General features: G+C 61.5%; 17 protein-coding genes. 12 read left to right on the top strand and 5 right to left on the bottom strand.

All coding sequences use genetic code 11. The features are described 5' to 3' along the window. Window positions 1-141: 141 nt before the first annotated feature. A complete protein-coding gene (locus tag AC515T_RS10110) occupies window positions 142-1,011 on the top strand; it encodes an isocitrate lyase/PEP mutase family protein (RefSeq protein WP_496532342.1) in 870 nt (289 codons plus the stop codon). A gap of 233 nt (window positions 1,012-1,244) precedes the next feature. Here AC515T_RS10110 and AC515T_RS10105 read toward each other — a convergent pair whose 3' ends face one another. Continuing rightward, window positions 1,245-2,474, bottom strand: a complete 1,230-nt coding sequence (locus tag AC515T_RS10105) for an acyl-CoA dehydrogenase (protein ID WP_053120907.1) — start codon at window positions 2,472-2,474, stop codon at window positions 1,245-1,247. Window positions 2,475-2,652: 178 nt separating this feature from the next. On the opposite strand from AC515T_RS10105, the gene AC515T_RS10100 reads away from it, so the two are divergent. The 3 genes from AC515T_RS10100 (at window position 2,653) to AC515T_RS10090 (ending at window position 5,142) form a co-directional block, all read left to right on the top strand. Next, window positions 2,653-3,585 carry a LysR family transcriptional regulator gene (locus AC515T_RS10100; protein ID WP_496532341.1) on the top strand — a complete coding sequence of 311 codons (933 nt, stop codon included), beginning with the start codon at window positions 2,653-2,655 and terminating at the stop codon, window positions 3,583-3,585. Between the two features lie 207 nt (window positions 3,586-3,792). After that, entirely contained in the window at window positions 3,793-4,194 is a 402-nt protein-coding gene (locus tag AC515T_RS10095) for a MerR family transcriptional regulator (protein ID WP_057447765.1), read from the top strand. A gap of 48 nt (window positions 4,195-4,242) precedes the next feature. Beyond that, window positions 4,243-5,142 carry a hydroxymethylglutaryl-CoA lyase gene (locus AC515T_RS10090; RefSeq protein ID WP_496532340.1) on the top strand — a complete coding sequence of 300 codons (900 nt, stop codon included), beginning with the start codon at window positions 4,243-4,245 and terminating at the stop codon, window positions 5,140-5,142. 653 nt (window positions 5,143-5,795) lie between these two features. On the opposite strand, the gene AC515T_RS10085 is transcribed toward AC515T_RS10090, so the two are convergent. After that, the gene (locus tag AC515T_RS10085) at window positions 5,796-7,493 is read right to left on the bottom strand and encodes an AMP-binding protein (RefSeq protein WP_496532339.1); all 1,698 of its coding nucleotides are present in this window, start codon (window positions 7,491-7,493) and stop codon (window positions 5,796-5,798) included. 185 nt (window positions 7,494-7,678) lie between these two features. Here AC515T_RS10085 and AC515T_RS10080 point away from each other — a divergent pair, with 185 nt between their 5' ends. Genes AC515T_RS10080 through AC515T_RS10065 form a run of 4 tightly spaced genes read left to right on the top strand, consistent with a single transcriptional unit; the run spans window position 7,679 to window position 13,239 of the window. Beyond that, complete coding sequence (locus tag AC515T_RS10080; protein ID WP_496532338.1) at window positions 7,679-8,842, top strand: isovaleryl-CoA dehydrogenase; 1,164 nt, start codon at window positions 7,679-7,681, stop codon at window positions 8,840-8,842. 11 nt (window positions 8,843-8,853) lie between these two features. Then, the gene (locus tag AC515T_RS10075; protein ID WP_496532337.1) at window positions 8,854-10,461 is read left to right on the top strand and encodes a carboxyl transferase domain-containing protein; all 1,608 of its coding nucleotides are present in this window, start codon (window positions 8,854-8,856) and stop codon (window positions 10,459-10,461) included. A gap of 13 nt (window positions 10,462-10,474) precedes the next feature. After that, window positions 10,475-11,293, top strand: a complete 819-nt coding sequence (locus AC515T_RS10070; RefSeq protein ID WP_496532336.1) for a gamma-carboxygeranoyl-CoA hydratase — start codon at window positions 10,475-10,477, stop codon at window positions 11,291-11,293. After that, window positions 11,290-13,239 carry an acetyl/propionyl/methylcrotonyl-CoA carboxylase subunit alpha gene (locus tag AC515T_RS10065; RefSeq protein ID WP_496532335.1) on the top strand — a complete coding sequence of 650 codons (1,950 nt, stop codon included), beginning with the start codon at window positions 11,290-11,292 and terminating at the stop codon, window positions 13,237-13,239. Before AC515T_RS10070 ends, AC515T_RS10065 begins: the two co-directional genes overlap by 4 nt. A gap of 29 nt (window positions 13,240-13,268) precedes the next feature. Here AC515T_RS10065 and AC515T_RS10060 read toward each other — a convergent pair whose 3' ends face one another. After that, window positions 13,269-13,916, bottom strand: a complete 648-nt coding sequence (locus tag AC515T_RS10060) for a LexA family protein (protein WP_496532334.1) — start codon at window positions 13,914-13,916, stop codon at window positions 13,269-13,271. Between the two features lie 130 nt (window positions 13,917-14,046). On the opposite strand from AC515T_RS10060, the gene AC515T_RS10055 reads away from it, so the two are divergent. Together AC515T_RS10055 and AC515T_RS10050 are read left to right on the top strand one after the other, a co-directional pair. After that, window positions 14,047-14,388 (top strand): DUF6124 family protein, encoded by a 342-nt coding sequence (locus tag AC515T_RS10055; protein ID WP_496532333.1) that lies wholly within the window; start codon window positions 14,047-14,049, stop codon window positions 14,386-14,388. A 495-nt stretch (window positions 14,389-14,883) separates the two neighbouring features. Further along, window positions 14,884-16,035 carry a M14 family metallopeptidase gene (locus AC515T_RS10050; protein ID WP_496532332.1) on the top strand — a complete coding sequence of 384 codons (1,152 nt, stop codon included), beginning with the start codon at window positions 14,884-14,886 and terminating at the stop codon, window positions 16,033-16,035. A 182-nt stretch (window positions 16,036-16,217) separates the two neighbouring features. Here the strand turns inward: AC515T_RS10050 and AC515T_RS10045 are convergent, their stop codons facing one another. Together AC515T_RS10045 and AC515T_RS10040 are read right to left on the bottom strand one after the other, a co-directional pair. Then, window positions 16,218-16,754, bottom strand: coding sequence for a cytochrome b (locus tag AC515T_RS10045; protein ID WP_122568056.1), 537 nt, complete (start codon window positions 16,752-16,754; stop codon window positions 16,218-16,220). Beyond that, entirely contained in the window at window positions 16,751-17,833 is a 1,083-nt protein-coding gene (locus AC515T_RS10040) for a catalase family peroxidase (protein WP_496532331.1), read from the bottom strand. The genes AC515T_RS10045 and AC515T_RS10040 overlap by 4 nt, the downstream gene beginning before the upstream one ends. 168 nt (window positions 17,834-18,001) lie before the next feature. On the opposite strand from AC515T_RS10040, the gene AC515T_RS10035 reads away from it, so the two are divergent. Both AC515T_RS10035 and AC515T_RS10030 read left to right on the top strand, forming a co-directional pair. Next, window positions 18,002-18,508: a sigma-70 family RNA polymerase sigma factor gene (locus AC515T_RS10035; RefSeq protein WP_496532330.1), complete on the top strand. Its 507-nt coding sequence runs from the start codon at window positions 18,002-18,004 to the stop codon at window positions 18,506-18,508. After that, on the top strand, window positions 18,505-19,257 hold the full coding sequence (locus AC515T_RS10030) for an anti-sigma factor family protein (protein ID WP_496532329.1): 753 nt from the start codon (window positions 18,505-18,507) through the stop codon (window positions 19,255-19,257). Before AC515T_RS10035 ends, AC515T_RS10030 begins: the two co-directional genes overlap by 4 nt. Window positions 19,258-19,302: the final 45 nt, after the last annotated feature.

The following is a 19,302-nucleotide window of genomic DNA, read 5'->3' as shown; positions in this document are numbered from 1 at the left end:
GGTCTGTGGTCTCGGTTGATGCCATAACAGCATCGCCCATACACATTCGTCATCATCTTTGCGCTTGCCACGTGATAGCCTTTGGCTCTTTCGGCGTTGACACTTTTGTTCAAGCCTTTCCATTCCATTGGTGGAACTCACATGTCCAGGCTTTCCCATCAAGATTTGCGTCGCAACTTTCGTCAACTGCTGGCTTCCCAGACCTGCTACCACACCGCCTCGGTGTTTGACCCGATGTCGGCGCGCATCGCCGCCGACCTGGGTTTTGAAGTAGGCATCCTGGGAGGCTCTGTCGCGTCGTTGCAAGTATTGGGCGCGCCGGACTTCGCCCTGATCACCCTCAGCGAATTTGCCGAACAGGCCACCCGTATCGGTCGCGTGGCGCAGTTGCCGGTCATTGCCGACGCCGATCATGGCTACGGCAATGCCCTGAACGTGATGCGCACCATCATCGAACTGGAACGGGCCGGCGTCGCGGCGCTGACCATCGAAGACACCTTGCTGCCGGCCCAGTTCGGGCGTAAATCCACCGACCTGATCGGTGTAGCCGAAGGCGTCGGCAAGATTCGTGCGGCACTGGAGGCACGCGTCGATCCGGAAATGGCGATCATCGCCCGCACCAACGCCGGGATTTTGCCGGTCCAGGAAATCATCAGCCGGACCCAGCAGTATGAGCGTGCCGGGGCCGACGGAATTTGCATGGTGGGCGTGCAGGACTTCGATCACCTGGAGAAGATCAGCGAAAACCTGTCGGTGCCGCTGATGCTGGTCACCTATGGCAACCCACTGCTGCGCGACGACAAGCGCTTGGCCGAACTGGGCGTGCGCGTGACCATCGACGGCCACGGCGCCTACTTCGCCGCGATCAAGGCCACCTACGACAGCCTTCGCGAACAACGGCAGATCTTCACCCAGGCGTCGGACCTCAGCGCCACCGAACTGACGCACACCTACACCCAGCCCGAGGACTACATCCGCTGGGCCGAGGAGTACATGAGCGTCAAGGAGTAAGGGGATTCGCTGCCCGGGAGGCCGCCATCGCGGGCAGGCTCGCTCCCACAGAGAATGGGTTGTGTGCCCGAGATATACGTCTCACCGCAACCCCACTGTGGGAGCGAGCTTGCTCGCGATAGCGGTGGTTCAGCTTGCATGAGTGTTGGATGTACCAACGCCATCGCGAGCAAGCTCGCTCCCACAGGGAATTTGTGGTGAGCGCGATGGCGTTGCCAGGGTGAAACAGGCCTTCAGCGACCGCTGCGCAACATCTCCTTGGGCACGTACTTGCCGATCTCGAACTTGCCGATGGCGGCGCGGTGGACTTCGTCCGGGCCGTCGGCCAGGCGCAGGGTGCGTTGCATGGCGTACATATAGGCCAGCGGGAAATCGTTGGAAACCCCGGCGCCGCCGTGGATCTGGATCGCCCGATCGATGACCTTCAAGGCCACGTTCGGCGCGACGACCTTGATCTGGGCGATTTCACTCTTCGCCACCTTATTGCCCACCGTGTCCATCATGTACGCCGCCTTCAACGTCAGCAGGCGCGCCATGTCGATTTCCATCCGCGAGTCGGCGATCTTGTCGATGTTACCGCCCAGGCGCGCCAACGGCTGGCCGAAGGCGGTGCGGCTGACGGCACGCTTGCACATCAGCTCCAAGGCGCGTTCGGCCATGCCGATGGAACGCATGCAGTGGTGAATCCGGCCCGGGCCTAGGCGGCCCTGGGCAATTTCAAAACCGCGGCCTTCGCCCAGCAGGACGTTTTCGTACGGCACCCGCACGTTATCGAACAGCACTTCGGCGTGACCGTGAGGCGCATCGTCGTAGCCGAACACCGGCAACGGTCGGACGATCTTGACCCCGGGGGTGTCCACCGGGACCAGGATCATCGAGTGCTGGGCATGGCGCGGCGCATCGGGGTTGCTCAGGCCCATGAAAATCAGGATCTTGCAGCGCGGGTCGCAGGCTCCCGAGGTCCACCACTTCTTGCCGTTGATCACCCACTGGTCGCCGTCACGCTCGGCGCGGGCGGCCATGTTGGTGGCGTCCGAAGAGGCCACGTCCGGCTCGGTCATGGCAAAGGCCGAGCGAATCTCGCCGCGCAGCAGTGGCTCGAGCCAGCGTTGCTTTTGTTCTTCGTTGGCGTAGCGCACCAGCACTTCCATGTTACCGGTGTCCGGCGCCGAGCAGTTGAACGGCTCCGGCCCCAGCAACGAGCGCCCCATGATCTCTGCCAGCGGCGCATATTCCAGGTTGGTCAGGCCGGCGCCCAGCTCGGATTCCGGCAGAAACAGGTTCCACAGGCCTTCGGCCTTGGCCTTGGCCTTGAGCTCTTCCATGATGGCCGTGGGTTGCCAGCGGTCGCCCTCGGCCACTTGCCGTTCGAACACCGCTTCGGCCGGATAGACGTAGGCATCCATGAACGCCGTGACGCGTTCACGCAGTTCCTGAACCTTGGGGGAATAGGCAAAATCCATGAGCAGCACCTTCTTGGCAGAGGTTTGTTTTAGGTCATGAAATCGATGCTAGTTCAGCTACGAAAATTTACCTAACCTATTCTCGGCGTGTATTAACATTCATCACCGATATATGTTTCACTGATTCTCATCGCCACCCGGCACCTCACAACACGCCCAAGAACAAGAGTGCAGCGCCATGAATCTGAGCAAGGTCGACCTCAACCTTTTCATTGTCTTCGATGCGATCTACACCGAAGCCAACCTGACCCGCGCCGGGCAGATCGTCGGCATCACTCAGCCGGCCGTGTCCAATGCCCTGGCGCGCCTGCGCGAGACCTTCAACGACCCGCTCTTCGTGCGCACCGCCCAAGGGATGGTGCCGACGCCCATGGCCCAGAACATCATCGGCCCGGTGCGCAATGCCTTGTCGCTGCTGCGGGTGTCGGTGCAGGAAAGCCGGATCTTCAACCCATTGCAGGCCGTCAAGACCTACCGCATCAGCATGACTGACCTCACCGAAGGCGTGATCCTGCCGCTGCTGTTCCAGCGCCTGCGCCGCCTGGCCCCGACCGTGGCGATCGAGAGTTTCCTGTCCAAGCGCCGTGAAACCACCAAGGAACTGGCCGCCGGCCGCCTCGACTTCGCCGTGGACGCGCCACTCAACACCGACCCGCAGGTGCGCCACGTCAAATTGATGGAAGATCGCTACGTGTGCGCCATGCGCAAGGGCCATCCGCTGGCGGCCAAGGAAAAGATCAGCCTCGACGATTACCTGGCCCAGACCCACGTGCACATCTCCAGTCGCCGCAACGGGCTGGGTTATGTCGACCTGGCGCTCGGCAAGATGGGCATCCAGCGCAAGATCGCCCTGCGCTCCCAGCATTACCTGATGGCCTCCCAGGTGCTGCAGCAGACCGACATGGTCATGACCGTCCCCGAGCGCTTTGCACGGCGTCACGATTTGCACGCCTTCCTGCTACCGGTCAACGATGTGCCGCCGGTGGAAACCCATTTGTACTGGCACGAAAGCACCGACCAGGACCCGGCCAACCGCTGGATGCGCGAGCAGATGATCGAGCTGTGCCAGCAGGTGACGGCCCATGAGAAGAAGCTGGATAAGGTGGTGTAAAGCTTTGGACCACGTCATCGTTCTTCGCGAGCAAGCCCGCTCCCACATTGGACCTGCAGTGCACGCAACATTTGTGTACAACGCAGAACCTGTGGGAGCGGGCTTGCTCGCGAAGAGGCCTGTACAGACAACGCACCTACGACTGCTTGACGCGAACGTCAACCTGCCTTTAGCTTAGCGCCAGCCCCTTTCGTTTCGAGCGCTTCCATGAGCAGCCAGACCTACAGCATCTCCGACCTCGCCCGCGAATTGGATATCACCACACGGGCCATCCGCTTCTATGAAGAACAAGGCCTGTTGAGCCCGGAGCGACGGGGTCAGGAGCGCATTTATTCGCCGCGGGACAAGGTCAGCCTGAAGCTGATCCTGCGCGGCAAGCGCATTGGCTTTTCCCTGGCCGAGTGCCGCGAGCTGATCGAACTCTACGACCCCTCCAGCGGCAACCAGAAACAACTGCACAGCATGCTGGCGAAAATCGCCGAGCGCCGGGAACAGCTCGAACAGCAATTGCTGGACATCGAACAGATGAAACTGGAACTCGACACCGCCGAAGAACGCTGCATCCAGGCGTTGGAGCAGACGATCAAGGGCGAGGAAATCGTCCAGTAACACACCATCGTTCTCGATACTTTGGCAACTCACCACAGGTCAATCCCCATGTCCCTCCCCTCCTTTGTACGCTTGATCGAAGTCGGCCCCCGCGACGGGCTGCAGAATGAAGCCCAGCCCATCAGCGTTGCCGACAAGGTGCGCCTGGTGGATGCCCTGAGCGCCGCCGGCCTGGGCTATATCGAAGTCGGCAGTTTCGTCTCGCCCAAGTGGGTGCCGCAAATGGCCGGATCCGCCGAGGTGTTCGCGCAGATCCAGCGCAAGCCCGGTGTGACCTATGGCGCCCTGGCGCCGAACCTGCGGGGGTTTGAAGATGCGCTGGCGGCGGGCGTGAAAGAGGTGGCGGTGTTCGCCGCCGCGTCCGAAGCGTTTTCCCAGCGCAACATCAACTGCTCCATCAAGGACAGCCTGGAGCGCTTCGCGCCGATCATGGAGGCGGCAAAACAGCACGGTGTCAGTGTGCGCGGCTATGTGTCCTGCGTGCTCGGTTGCCCGTATGAAGGGGCGGTCAAGCCTGAGCAAGTGGCATGGGTCGCCCGGGAGCTGTATGCGATGGGCTGCTATGAGGTCTCCCTGGGCGATACCATCGGCACGGGCACCGCGGGCGCTACCCGCAGGCTGTTCGAGGTGGTGGGCGCCGAGGTGCCGCGGGACAAACTCGCCGGACACTTCCACGATACCTACGGCCAGGCCATGGCCAATGTGTACGCCAGCCTGCTGGAAGGCATCGCGGTGTTCGACAGCTCCATCGCCGGCCTCGGCGGCTGCCCGTATGCCAAGGGCGCCAGCGGTAACGTCGCCACCGAAGACGTGCTGTATCTGCTCGATGGGTTGGGTATCGAAACCGGTGTCGACCTGGACGCACTGATCGCCGCGGGCCGGCAGATTTGTGATGTGCTCGGCCGCCCTACGGGTTCGCGCGTGGCCAAGGCCCGCAACGCACAGTGAGGTGTTACCGCCGGCTTTGTAACAGCGGCGAAACGAGTAACACGGAAACAATTTGTCAGGTTTGGTCGGGCAGACTTTTCAGCCATAAATAATAAGTTATTGATTTACATAGATTTTTAAAAGTTGGCACGCCATCTGCTTTATCTCTTGCATAACAAGAATAAAAAAACGCAGCAAACCCAATAAAAACAAGACGAAACGACTCTGACATAACAAAAACAACACGGCAGAGACGCAGCTAACAGATTTTTTTGGAGAAGATGTGCTTTTCAGGGTGCTTCCAGGAGCAACCCGCAACCGGGCAGAGAACAATAAAACTACCTTCAGGTAGCCCCCGAATCGGTTGGATCGCAAGGCGAAAAAGCAGATCAGCGCTCAAAAAAATACGTTTGCTCTTGATCCCGGATGGGGATCGCCAAAAACAGCGGTAAAGGGCCACGGCTACCAAAAACAACAACAGGCCGCCCCTCAATAATAAAAAAGAGCACGCGACGACAAAATTAAAGGGGAGCTTCGGCTCCCCTTTGTGCTGTCTGGGGTTTGGGTTTTTCGTGTGGGAGCGAGCTTGCTCGCGAAGACCGCGGCACCGTCAACATGTATGTCGCTTGGCACACCGCTTTCGCGAGCAAGCTCGCTCCCACAGGGAATCTTGCTCAGCCGTCGCTATCGCGCAGTTCTTCGATGCTGATCTCGCGCATGCGGAATTTCTGGATCTTGCCGGTGACCGTCATGGGGAACTCTTCGACGAATTTGAAATGACGCGGCGTCTTGAAGTGGGCGATGTGCGCCTTGCACCAGGCTTGCAACTCTTGCTCGGTGGCACTGTGGCCGGGATGGAACTTGATCCAGGCCACGATTTCTTCGCCATAGCGTGAACACGGGATGCCGATCACTTGCACGTCCGCCACCGCCGGGTGGGTGAAGAAGAACTCCTCCAGCTCGCGCGGGTAAATATTCTCCCCGCCACGAATGATCATGTCCTTGTTGCGCCCGACGATGCGGACGTAGCCCTGTTCGTCCATGGTCGCCAGGTCGCCGGTGTGCATCCAGCCATCCGCGTCGATGGCATCGGCGGTGCCCTTGGGGTTGTTCCAGTAACCGAGCATCACGCTATAGCCGCGAGTACACAATTCGCCGACGGCGCCACGCGGGACGGGATTGCCTGCCTCATCGATAATCTTGCTTTCCAGTTGCGGCTGGGTCCGGCCGACGGTGGTCACGCGCAGTTCCAGTTCGTCTGAAGGACCGGTCTGCAACGACACCGGGCTGGTTTCCGTCATGCCGTAGGCAATCTGCACTTCGGCCATGTGCATTTCGTTGATGACCCGGCGCATCACTTCGATGGGACATGTAGCCCCGGCCATGATGCCCGTGCGCAGGCTGGACAGGTCGAAGTCGCCCCGCTGCGGTTGATCCAGCAGGGCGATGAACATGGTGGGCACGCCATACAACGCAGTGGCCTTTTCCTCGGCCACGGCCTTGAGCGTCAGCAACGGGTCGAAGGCATCGTTGGGGTAGATCATGGTGCTGCCATGGGTCATGCAGCCCAGGTTGCCCATGACCATGCCGAAACAGTGATAGAGCGGCACCGGAATCACCAGCCGGTCAGCGGCGGTCAGGCCCAGGCTTTCGCCAACCATGTAGCCGTTGTTGAGGATATTGTGATGACTGAGAGTCGCGCCCTTCGGAAAACCGGTGGTGCCGGAGGTGTATTGGATATTCACCGGCTGATCGAAATGCAGGCTGGCCTGGCGCTCGGCCAGCTGTTCAGGCGTAACCGCCGCACCAAGGGCCGCCAATTGCGACCACGGCAGAAAGCCTGACGGCGGCTGGAGATCGAGGCTGATCACACCGCGCAGATCCGGCAAACGTTCGCTCTGCAACTGGCCGATGGATTGTTCCGCCAACTCCGGCATCAGCGTTTGCAACATGGCGTGATAATCCGAGGTCTTGAACGCCCCAGCGCACACCAGCCATTGGCAGCCGGATTGTTTGAGCACGTATTCCAGTTCCGAGACGCGGTAGGCCGGGTTGATGTTGACCAGGATCACACCGATCTTCGCACTGGCGAACTGGCTGATGCACCACTGCGCGCAATTGGGTGCCCACACCCCGAGGCGGTCGCCGGTTTTCAAACCCAGTGCCAATAGGGCTCGGGCGTGCAGATCGACGGCTTCGGCCAGTTGCTGCCAGGTGTAACGTAGCGATTGATGGCGAACCACCAACGCCTCACCCTCAGGATACCGGGCTACGCTCTGGTCGAACGCCTGGCCGATGGTCTGCGTCAACAAGGCCTTGGCCTGGGAGCCACGGGTATAGCTGAGCTGCGAATGCGAACCGGATTGATCCATGACGCCCCCTCTTGTCTTTATTAGTGGGTGTAGCGGTGAACCTGATGCAGAGCGCACTTACTCTGGCTCAAGTTGACGTTAACGTAAAGGGCGATTGACAGCCATCCGTCACAGGCTTACGTTAACGTAAAGGTGAGAGCCATTCCCCCGCTCTCCGCACCCGATAAAAAAGCCAAAGGTGTCCCATGAGCTACCCATCCCTGAACTTTGCCCTCGGCGAAACCATCGACATGTTGCGCGACCAGGTGCAGGCCTTCGTCAAGGCCGAGCTGGCACCCCGCGCAGCGCAGATCGATATCGACAACCTGTTTCCCGCCGACATGTGGCGCAAGTTCGGTGACATGGGCCTGCTGGGCATCACCGTACCGGAAGAATACGGCGGCGCTGGCCTGGGCTACCTGGCCCACGTGGTGGCGATGGAAGAAATCAGCCGCGGCTCGGCCTCGGTCGCCCTCTCCTACGGTGCCCACTCCAACCTCTGCGTGAACCAGATCAACCGCAACGGCAATCACGAACAGAAAGCCAAGTACCTGCCCAAGCTGATCAGCGGCGAACACATCGGCGCCTTGGCGATGAGCGAACCGAACGCCGGCTCCGACGTGGTTTCGATGAAACTGCGGGCCGACAAGCGCGGCGACCGTTACGTGCTCAACGGCAGCAAGACCTGGATCACCAACGGCCCCGATGCCAACACCTACGTGATCTACGCCAAGACCGACCTGGAAAAAGGTCCCCACGGCATCACCGCCTTCATCGTCGAGCGCGACTGGAAAGGCTTCAGCCGCAGCAACAAGTTCGACAAGCTCGGCATGCGCGGTTCCAACACCTGCGAGCTGTTTTTCGATGACGTCGAAGTGCCGGAAGACAACATCCTCGGCGCGCTCAACGGCGGCGTGAAAGTCCTGATGAGCGGCCTCGACTACGAGCGCGTGGTGCTGTCCGGCGGCCCGACCGGGATCATGCAGGCCTGCATGGACCTGATCGTGCCCTACATCCACGACCGCAAACAGTTCGGTCAGAGCATCGGCGAATTCCAGCTGATCCAGGGCAAGGTCGCGGACATGTACACCCAGCTCAACGCCAGCCGCGCCTACCTGTATGCGGTGGCCCAGGCTTGCGAGCGCGGCGAAACCACCCGCAAGGACGCCGCCGGAGTGATCCTCTACAGCGCCGAACGCGCCACGCAAATGGCCCTCGACGCGATCCAGATCCTGGGGGGCAATGGCTACATCAATGAATTCCCCGCCGGTCGTCTGCTGCGTGACGCCAAGCTGTACGAAATCGGTGCCGGCACCAGTGAGATTCGTCGGATGTTGATCGGCCGCGAACTGTTCAACGAAACCCGCTAACGGAGCTGACCATGGCCACGCTGCACACTCAGCTCAACCCGCGCTCGCCGGAGTTCATCGCCAACCGCGATGCCATGCTCGGACACGTCGAGGCCTTGCGCACCCTGCTCGCGCAGATCCGCCAGGGCGGCGGTCCCAAGGCCCAGGAACGGCACACCTCACGGGGCAAGTTGCTGCCCCGTGATCGCATCAACCGGCTGCTGGATCCGGGCTCGCCGTTTATGGAAATCAGCCCGCTGGCAGCCCACGACGTCTATGGCGAAGACGTGCCGGCGGCCGGTGTGATTGCCGGCATCGGCCGCGTGGAAGGCGTCGAATGCATGATTGTCGCCAACGACGCGACGGTCAAAGGTGGCTCCTACTACCCGCTGACGGTGAAAAAACACCTGCGCGCCCAAACCATCGCCCAGCAGAATCGCCTGCCGTGCATTTACCTGGTGGACTCCGGTGGCGCCAACCTGCCGCGCCAGGATGAAGTGTTCCCGGACCGCGAGCATTTCGGCCGAATCTTCTTCAACCAGGCCAACATGAGCGCCCTGGGCATCCCGCAGATCGCCGTGGTCATGGGGTCCTGCACTGCCGGTGGCGCCTATGTGCCGGCCATGGCGGACGAGGCGATCATGGTGCGCCAGCAGGCGACGATTTTTCTCGCCGGCCCACCGCTGGTGAAAGCCGCCACTGGCGAGGTGGTCAGTGCCGAAGACCTGGGCGGTGCCGATGTGCACTGCAAGATCTCGGGCGTGGCGGATCACTATGCCGACAGCGACGAACATGCCCTGGCCCTGGCCCGACGCAGCGTGGCCAACCTCAACTGGCGCAAACTCGGTGAGTTGCAGCAACGCCAACCCATCGCCCCGCTGTATTCCAGCGACGAGTTGTACGGCGTGGTGTCGGCCGATGCCAAGCAACCGTTCGATGTGCGGGAGGTGATCGCGCGCCTGGTGGACGGTTCAGTGTTCGATGAGTTCAAGGCGCTGTTCGGCACGACGCTGGTGTGCGGCTTCGCCCACTTGCACGGCTACCCGGTCGCAATCCTGGCCAACAATGGCATCCTCTTCGCCGAGGCCGCGCAGAAAGGCGCGCACTTCATCGAACTGGCCTGTCAGCGGGGGATCCCGCTGCTGTTCCTGCAAAACATCACCGGTTTCATGGTCGGACAGAAATACGAAGCCGGCGGCATCGCCAAACATGGCGCAAAACTGGTGACCGCCGTGGCCTGCGCCAAGGTGCCGAAATTCACCGTGATCATCGGCGGCAGTTTCGGCGCGGGTAACTACGGCATGTGCGGCCGCGCCTATGACCCGCGGTTCCTGTGGATGTGGCCAAACGCGCGGATCGGCGTGATGGGCGCCGAGCAGGCGGCCGGTGTGCTGGTGCAGGTCAAGCGCGAACAGGCCGAACGCAGCGGCCATCCTTTCAGCGCCGCCCAGGAAGCTGAAATCAAGCAACCGATCCTCGATCAGTATGAAGAACAGGGTCACCCCTATTATTCCAGCGCACGGCTGTGGGACGACGGCGTCATCGACCCGGCCCAGACCCGCGACGCACTGGGCCTGGCCTTGTCCGCGTCACTGAACGCGCCTATCGAACCGAGCCGCTTCGGCGTGTTCCGGATGTAAACGGGGAATGTCCATGGATAATTTCAACACCCTCGAACTGCACACCGACCCACGGGGCGTTGCCACCCTGTGGCTCAGCCGCGAGTCGAAAAACAACGCGTTCAACGCCGAAATGATCCGCGAACTGATCCTCGCCCTGGACCACGTCAGCAGCGATCCAAACCTGCGTTTCCTGCTGATCCGCGGTCGCGGCAAGCATTTCAGCGCCGGCGCCGACCTGGCCTGGATGCAGCAATCGGCCGAGCTCGACTACCACACCAACCTCGATGACGCCCGGGAACTGGCGGAGCTGATGTACAACCTCGCCAAACTGAAAATTCCTACGCTGGCCGTCGTCCAGGGGGCGGCGTTTGGTGGCGCGCTGGGGCTTATCAGTGCCTGCGACATGGCCATTGGCGCCGATGAAGCGCAATTCTGCCTGTCGGAAGTGCGCATTGGCCTGGCGCCGGCAGTGATCAGCCCGTTCGTGGTGCAAGCCATCGGCGAGCGGGCGGCGCGTCGTTATGCCCTGACGGCGGAACGCTTCGACGGGCAGCGTGCGAAAGAAATCGGTTTGCTGTCGGAAAGTTACCCGGCCGAGACCCTGGACCAGCAGGTCGAACAGTGGATCGACAACCTGTTGCTCAACAGCCCGGCAGCCATGCGCGCCAGCAAGGAACTGCTACGCGAAGTCGGCAACGGCGCCCTGACCCCGGCGTTGCGGCGCTACACCGAAAACGCCATCGCCCGCATCCGCGTCAGCCCGGAGGGCCAGGAAGGCCTGCGAGCCTTCCTGCAAAAACGCGCGCCGAACTGGCAAGCCGAATCGAATAACAAGGAGCCGCGTCGATGAGCGCCCCCGCCCTCACCACGTTATTGGTGGCCAACCGTGGCGAAATCGCCTGCCGCGTAATGCGCACCGCCAAGGCCATGGGCCTGACCACCGTTGCCGTACACAGCGCCACCGACCGCGATGCGCGTCACAGCCGTGAAGCCGACATTCGCGTCGACCTGGGCGGCAGCAAGGCCGCCGACAGTTACCTGCAAATCGATAAACTGATCGCCGCAGCGAAAGCCAGCGGCGCCCAAGCCATCCACCCCGGTTATGGCTTTCTGTCCGAGAACGCCGGGTTCGCCCGGGCGATTGAAGACGCCGGGCTGATCTTTCTCGGCCCACCGGCCTCGGCCATCGATGCCATGGGCAGCAAATCGGCGGCCAAGACGCTAATGGAAACCGCCGGCGTGCCCCTGGTGCCCGGTTATCACGGCGAAGCCCAGGACCTGGAGACCTTTCGCGAAGCCGCCGAGCGCATCGGCTACCCGGTATTGCTCAAGGCCACTGCCGGCGGTGGCGGCAAGGGCATGAAAGTCGTCGAGGACGTCAGCCAACTGGCCGAAGCCCTGGCCTCGGCCCAGCGCGAAGCACAGTCTTCGTTCGGCGACTCACGGATGCTGGTGGAAAAATACCTGCTCAAGCCGCGCCATGTGGAGATCCAGGTCTTTGCCGACCAACACGGCAACTGCCTGTACCTCAACGAGCGCGATTGCTCGATCCAGCGCCGCCACCAGAAAGTCGTGGAAGAAGCCCCCGCCCCCGGCCTGACCCCGCAATTGCGCCGGGCCATGGGTGAAGCCGCCGTGCGCGCCGCTCAGGCGATCGGTTATGTCGGGGCCGGTACGGTGGAGTTCCTGCTGGATGCCCGGGGCGAATTTTTCTTCATGGAAATGAATACTCGGCTGCAGGTCGAACATCCGGTCACCGAAGCGATCACCGGGCTGGACCTGGTGGCCTGGCAGATCCGTGTCGCCCAAGGCGAGTCATTGCCGCTCACTCAAGCGCAAGTGCCGCTGCTCGGTCACGCCATCGAAGTGCGGCTGTATGCCGAAGACCCGGTCAACGATTTCCTCCCGGCCACCGGGCGCCTGGCGTTGTATCGCGAATCGGCCGAGGGGCCGGGCCGGCGGGTCGACAGCGGGATTGAAGAAGGCGATGAAATCTCGCCATTCTACGACCCGATGCTCGGCAAGCTGATCGCCTGGGGTGAAGACCGTGAGCAGGCACGTTTGCGGCTGTTGAGCATGCTCGACGAATTTGCCATTGGTGGGCTGAAGACCAACATCGGTTTCCTGCGCCGGATCGTCGCCCATCCCGCCTTCGCGGCGGCGGAGCTGGACACCGGATTTATCCCACGTTACCAGGCGCAATTGCTGCCAGAGCCCAGCGAATTGGATGACGCGTTCTGGTTCGCCGCCGCCCAAGGGATCGCCTTGAGCCTGGCACCGCGCGTACGCGGCGATGACACCGATTCCCCTTGGGCCAGCACCACCGGGCTGCGCCTGGGTTTGCCCAGGGAAACCACCTTGCACCTGAGCTGCGAAGGTCAGGATCGCGCACTGACGCTGGACGTCACAGCCGGTTGCGCGGAACTCAAGGGTGAGCAACTGACGATTGAGCACCACGGCCTGCGCCGCAGCCATCGGGCCATTCGCCAGGGCGACAGCCTGTATCTGCAATGGGAAGGTGACCTGCACCGGATCGACCTGTACGACCCGCTGGCCGCCGCCGAAGCCAGCCACAGCCATCAAGGCGGGTTGGCCGCGCCCATGAACGGCAGCATCGTGCGAGTCTTGGTGGCTGTCGGCCAAGCGGTGGAAGCCGGAGCCCAACTGGTGGTGCTGGAGGCCATGAAAATGGAGCACAGCATTCGTGCGCCCAAGGCCGGTGTGATCAAGGCGCTGTATTGCCAGGAAGGCGAAATGGTCAGCGAGGGCAGTGCCCTGGTGGCGTTCGAAGAATAGGAATCGGCCCGCTCCCAGGGCCGATCCTGTCAGAACCGGATGGTGGCCTGCACCACCACACCGATGATGCGGCATTGCTCGGTGTACAGGTTTTTCGGGTAAGTCGGATTGAGCGGGACCAGGTAACGCTGCCCGCTCTCTTCGATCAATTTGCGAAAGGTCGCGTCACTGCTACCGGGCAGGCAGGCGACCACCAGTTTGCCGGGCACCGCCTCGATGGCCGGATCCACCAGGATCGACATGCCCTCGGGAATGCTCAACCCACTGGGTGCGGTCATCGCATCGCCCACCACCACCAACCAGAATGCGTCGCCCAGGGCGTGGTAGTCCGTCAGTTCGTAGCGCACCTGGCTGTAGGCGTCGGGATCGCCTTCGCGAACCTCGCCAACTTCGTGCCACTCACTGACCGGGTAGCGGAAGTACGGGTTGTACTTCTGCGCCAGGGCCATGCCTTCTTCGGTGGAGGTGTCCGGCTCGCGGATCACCATGGCCACTTCCAGAAACTCCAGCCCCAGCTCCCGCAGGACCCGGTTCATGTCGTCGACACTGGGCTGCCGGCGCTTGGTCAGCCAATGGCCGACGCCGCCCTGGGACATTCCCAACCGCTCTGCGAGCACCACTTGCGTGATGCGCAGCTCCTTCATTTTGGCCTTGACCAACTCTATCCATTTATCCATGTGCGGCACGATACGTGGGTGGCTCCGACCCGCAAAACACAAATTGTAGTATTTAAATTGTCGTCACAATTACGGTAAGTACTATTCTGGATTGAGGCGTTCAGCCCCTCACACGGAGATTTTCATTGCCATGGACACACCCAATACAGATCAGCCCAGCAGCCCTTTCGACGGCACATTTCCTCCACTGCAGGATTGCCCGGCGGCCAAACGTGCCCTCGATTACTACTTGAAACCAAGTGTTTCGCCAGCCCAGGCAGAACATCGCTTTTTCGAGGTCAGCCACAGTGTCAGCGCGGAAGAAGCCCTTGTCCATGCGTGCGATCTGCTGCGCTGTGCAGCGGCGACCGCCCACGAGTCGGCCAACCAGTTGGATGGTTCGAGCCGTGACCTGGCATTTTCGGTGGTGCACATGATCGATCTGGTCAAGGTGATGCTTGACCGATCCCTGGATGGCTACCCGACTCGCTAGCGGTAACCTTTGGGCATGTCGTCGCGAACGCGGACGACGAGAAAAATTTTCCAATCGATGCGATAAAACCATTTGACTTGCAAATGATAATGATTATTATTGCATCAGCTGGTCGCGAGATCAGTCGATAGACCAGAAGACCTTAGGTCGGACTTCTGGAATATCTCCTCATCAGGCTAATCACGGTTTTTGACCCGGCTTTTTGCCGGGTCTTTTTTTGCCGATTTTTCGGCTTATGTCTTCAGGCTAATGAAGTCTTTTTGGGTGCTGCCAATTCGATGGCGGCGATCATAGCAAATGAATATCCGTTTACAAGCGTCCCCCCGCCACACAGGCGAAAACTATCGACAACCAGCACTTGAGAATCAATTGCAGACTCTCTAAGCTGGCTCGGCGTCCAGGGAGGACGCCCCCCTCGTCTACGTGACGTAAATCGTCCCGGTTTCCCCTTTCTTGCGTGTAAAGTAACGGCCATGAAAATCCTTTCCAGGAACCGTGACCGTGGCTAAATCTTCCTTTGATATCAGTGCCAATTTCGACAGCGGCAACATCGAGGTCGTCGACATCAGCAACCCGTTGCAGTCGTTGCTCAAGATCCGACCCGATACCCGCAGCGCCCATTTTCAATGGTTCCACTTCAAGGCCAGCGGCTTGCATGTCGGCCAGGAGCATTCCTTCCGCCTGCTCAACGCCAGCCAATCGTCTTACAACAAGGCCTGGACGGGCTACCAGACCGTGGCCTCCTACGATCACGTCAATTGGTTCCGCATTCCAACCCAGTTTGAAGGCGACGCCCTGCGCTTTCATCTGGAAGCCGAACAACCCCACGCCTGGTTCGCCTACTTCGAACCCTACAGCCGTGGCCGTCATGACTGGCTGATCGAACAAACCCAGCACAAGGCCGGCACCGAGCTATTGGCCGTTGGTAAAAGCGTGGAAGGCCGCGACATCCAACTGCTGCGCAAGGGCAGCGGTGCCGAAGGCCGGCGAAAAATCTGGATCATCGCCCAGCAGCACCCCGGCGAACACATGGCCGAGTGGTTCATGGAAGGCGTGATCGAACGCCTCCAGCAGCATGACGATACGCAACTGAACCGATTGCTCGCCAAGGCCGACCTGTACCTGGTGCCGAACATGAACCCGGACGGCGCATTCCACGGGCACCTGCGGACCAACGCCATGGGCCAGGACCTCAACCGTGCCTGGCAGAACGCCAGTCCGGAAATCAGTCCCGAAGTCTTTTTCGTACAGCAGCAAATGGAAAAGTACGGCGTCGACCTGTTCCTCGACGCTCACGGCGATGAGGAAATCCCCCACGTCTTCACCGCCGGTTGCGAAGGCAACCCGGGCTACACGCCGCGCATCGCCGAACTCGAAGAGCGCTTCCGCAGCCATCTCAAGCACCAGACCAAAGACTTCCAGACCGCTCACGGCTACACCCGCGACGAACCGGGCCAAGCCAACATGACCCTGGCCTGCAACGCGGTCGGGCAGAAATATGACTGCCTGTCCCTGACCCTGGAAATGCCGTTCAAGGACCACAACGATCACCCGAACCCGATCACCGGCTGGTCCGGCAAACGCTCGATGCAACTGGGCAAGGACGTGTTGAGCACCATCGAGGCCATGGTCGACGAGTTGCGCTGATCCAACGACCTGAACAAATCCTTATGGCAAGGGAGGTGGTGCTTGGGTGGAATGATCAGTCTGTGAGCGCCAGAAAAACCTGTGGGAGCGAGCTTGCTCGCGATGGCGGTCGCACATTCAAATTTTCGTTGATTGTCACACCGCTATCGCGAGCAAGCTCCCACAATTGATAGGTTCGTGCTTCAACCCTTGCCGCGCAACATACTGTCCAACACCTCATCCCGGCGCACCCACGCGTGAAACAGCGCCGCCGCCAGATGCACCAGCACGGTCAAAAACAGTAAGTAAGCCAGGTACCCGTGGGCCTTGCGCAGCAGGGCGAACGTCTGGGCGTGCGCTGGCAGGATCGAAGGCAGTTGCAGCCAGTCGCCAAGCATCACCGGATCCCCCGCCGCCGAAATCATGCCCCAGCCCAACAGCGGCAGGACCAGCATCAAGGCGTACAACAGCACATGGGAGGCGTTTGCCGCCAGCACCTGCCAGCCCGGTAGATCGGCCGGCAGCGGCGGTTGGCGGGTAGTAAAACGCACCACCAGGCGCACGATCACCAGCAGCAAAATCGCGATGCCCAATGGCTTGTGCAGCTGCAGCAGCCATTCATGGCGTTCGGACACCGAGGCGACCATGCCCGCGCCGATAAACAGCATGGCGATGATCATCAATGCCATCAGCCAGTGCAACAGCCGAGCCAGCGGTGCGAAGTGACGAGGGGCGCTCATGGGCGGGACTCCTGGGTGGCGGGCAATTGGCCCACTTCACTGGTACGGCGCAGATAGGAACTGGCATAAGCAGCGGAACGCGCGACCAACAGCGGATCCTCAGAGCCTTCGATCCCTTGGGGCAGGATCAGCGGGTCATAGTTGATGTCGCGGCATTCGCCGTTGTCCTGCGCCTGGGTGCGCTCCAGCACCAGCGTGCCGGCGTTGAGCACTTTGCGGTCAGCGGGCCAGGCCTTGCTGGCGTCGTTCACCGGATCACCCGGGTTGGCCAGGGTGATGTTCAGTTGCCAGCGCAACGGCCCGGCGGCGAGACGCTTCGCCAAATCTTGCTCAAGGAAGTCGGTACCCTGGGGTGGCGTTGCATCGGCAGCGTCCTGACTCAGCGGCACCACACCCCAGCGCACGGCCTGGCGCTGCCCGGCGGGGTTGACCAGATAGAAGGCGTTAATACCGTTGTAGGTTTCGGTGGCGTAGCTGGCCGACGGCTTGGCGGTCTTGATCCATTGCAGGAACGGCACGGCCTCGGGGTGCGCAGCAAAGAACGCCGGTACCGCCGCGGGGTTCGGTTTCCCTGTGGCAGGGTCCGGCGACTGGGCTTGCTGGAGTTGGTAGAAGGCTTCGGGCGTGCCCACCGGAAACACGGGCATGCTGTTCATGCCCGTGCGCCATTGCTGGCCGTTGGCCTGGGTAAAACGCAGCGCCAGGCTGCGAATCGGCACACTGCCGTCCGGTGCATAGGGGTTGCCGCTGGGCAAAGCGAAACGCCCGACCACCGGCGTTTGCGGCAATGAGAACACCTGGGCGCTGGAATAGGCGCTGGCCTCGCCCGTGCTTTGAAAATAACCCGCGACGCAGACCCCTTTCGAATGGTTGCGTCGAAAGCCCGGGTGAACGCCGTTGTTCTTTTCCAGGACATTGACCAGCGCTTCCGGTGTCAGGCGCTGTGGGTCAAGGCTGCCATTGACGTAGGCAAACGCCCCGGCCAGCGCGGCAACAATCACGGCAATGCCGCCCAGGCGCAGGGTCAGGGCGGCGGCACTCAAGGGCGGCCGGCTCGACGAGGATGAAGGATCAACCATGAGAAAGCTCCAGGGCTCGAGGCCATTCGTTGGAAAGAACCCGTCAGACGAAGGCCTGGCAGGTTTATTCCCACGCCTCGTATTTATTTTTCCTGTACTGGAATAATCTCGTTCGCGGGTCGTCTTTCCAGTCCCGGTGCAGTGACTGCCCACAGAAGCCACACTTTCATGAACGCACTCGACGAACAACTGCGCGAACTCATTCCCAGGCTACGGCGTTTTGCCGTGTCGCTGACGCGCAACCCGAGCAACGCCGACGACTTGGTGCAGATGTGCCTGGAACGGGCGTTGTCCAAATGGAACGACAAGCGCCCGGACGGCGATCTGCGGGCCTGGCTGTTTTCGATCCTGTATCGGCAGTTTCTCGACGGCCATCGTCGCTCCCGCCGGTATGCGCGCATGCTGGAGTTTTTCACCGGCCGCGACGACGCCCACCCTTCGGCCGAGCGCAGCGTGATCGCGCAATCGTCCTTGCAGGTCTTCGATCAGCTCACGACGGAACAGCGGGCGCTGTTGTTGTGGGTGTCAGTGGAAGGCCTGAGTTACCAGCAAGTCGCCGACATCCTCGGCGTACCGACCGGCACCGTGATGTCCCGCCTGTCCCGCGCCCGCCAGGCCCTGCGCCAACTCAGCGATGGCGAAATCACCCGCCCCACCCTGCGGATACTCAAATGATCAGCATGCCCCCCAGCGACAGCGACCTGCACGCCTACGTCGATCGCCAACTGAGCGAGGCCGACCGGCGCCTGGTCGAGACTTACTTGGCCAACCAGCCCGAGGTCGCCACCCGGGTCCGGGCCTGGCAACAGGACGCGCAGCACCTGCGCACGGCCCTGAGCGGAACCTTGCGACAACCGCCCAACCCGGACCTCGACCCGGCCATGATTCGCCAGCGCCTGAAACATCGCTCCCGCCGCCACCTGGCCAATGCCGCGGTGTTGCTGCTGGCCGTCAGCGTGGGCGGCTTCGGTGGCTGGCAGGCGGGGCAAATGACCCTGCTCAGCGCCGTAGCGCCCATGGCCGATGCCTTGCAGGCGTACCGGCTGATTGCCCAGCAGGGCATTCTTCCGGCCGATTACCAGACCGGCGACGAGCAGCACATGCAAGATTGGCTCGACCGCTACTTCACCCAGGCCGACCGGTTGCCCGACCTGTCCGGCGCGGGCTTCAAGCCGGTCAGCGGGCGCTTGCTCAGCACCGAGCAAGGCGCGGCGGCGATGGTGGTCTATCAAGACCCGAGCGGTCAGAAAATCAGCTTCTACGTGCGCCCACCTGGCCCGAAAAACTTCCTGCTGCCCCGGGGCAGTCGCCGCGATGGCGAGCTGCAAGCCGAGTACTGGTCCGGGCCGGGCTACAACTATGCGATGGTCATACCCAGTGATACGCCGGCGGCGCAACGGCTCAAGCAGACCCTGAACTTCTGATCACCGTCCTCCCTTGTGCCCCCCCGTGTGGGAGCGAGCAAGCTC

The sequence above is a fragment of the Pseudomonas sp. FSO-7 genome (assembly GCF_059579345.1).
This window is presented reverse-complemented; position numbering and strand designations above follow the sequence as displayed.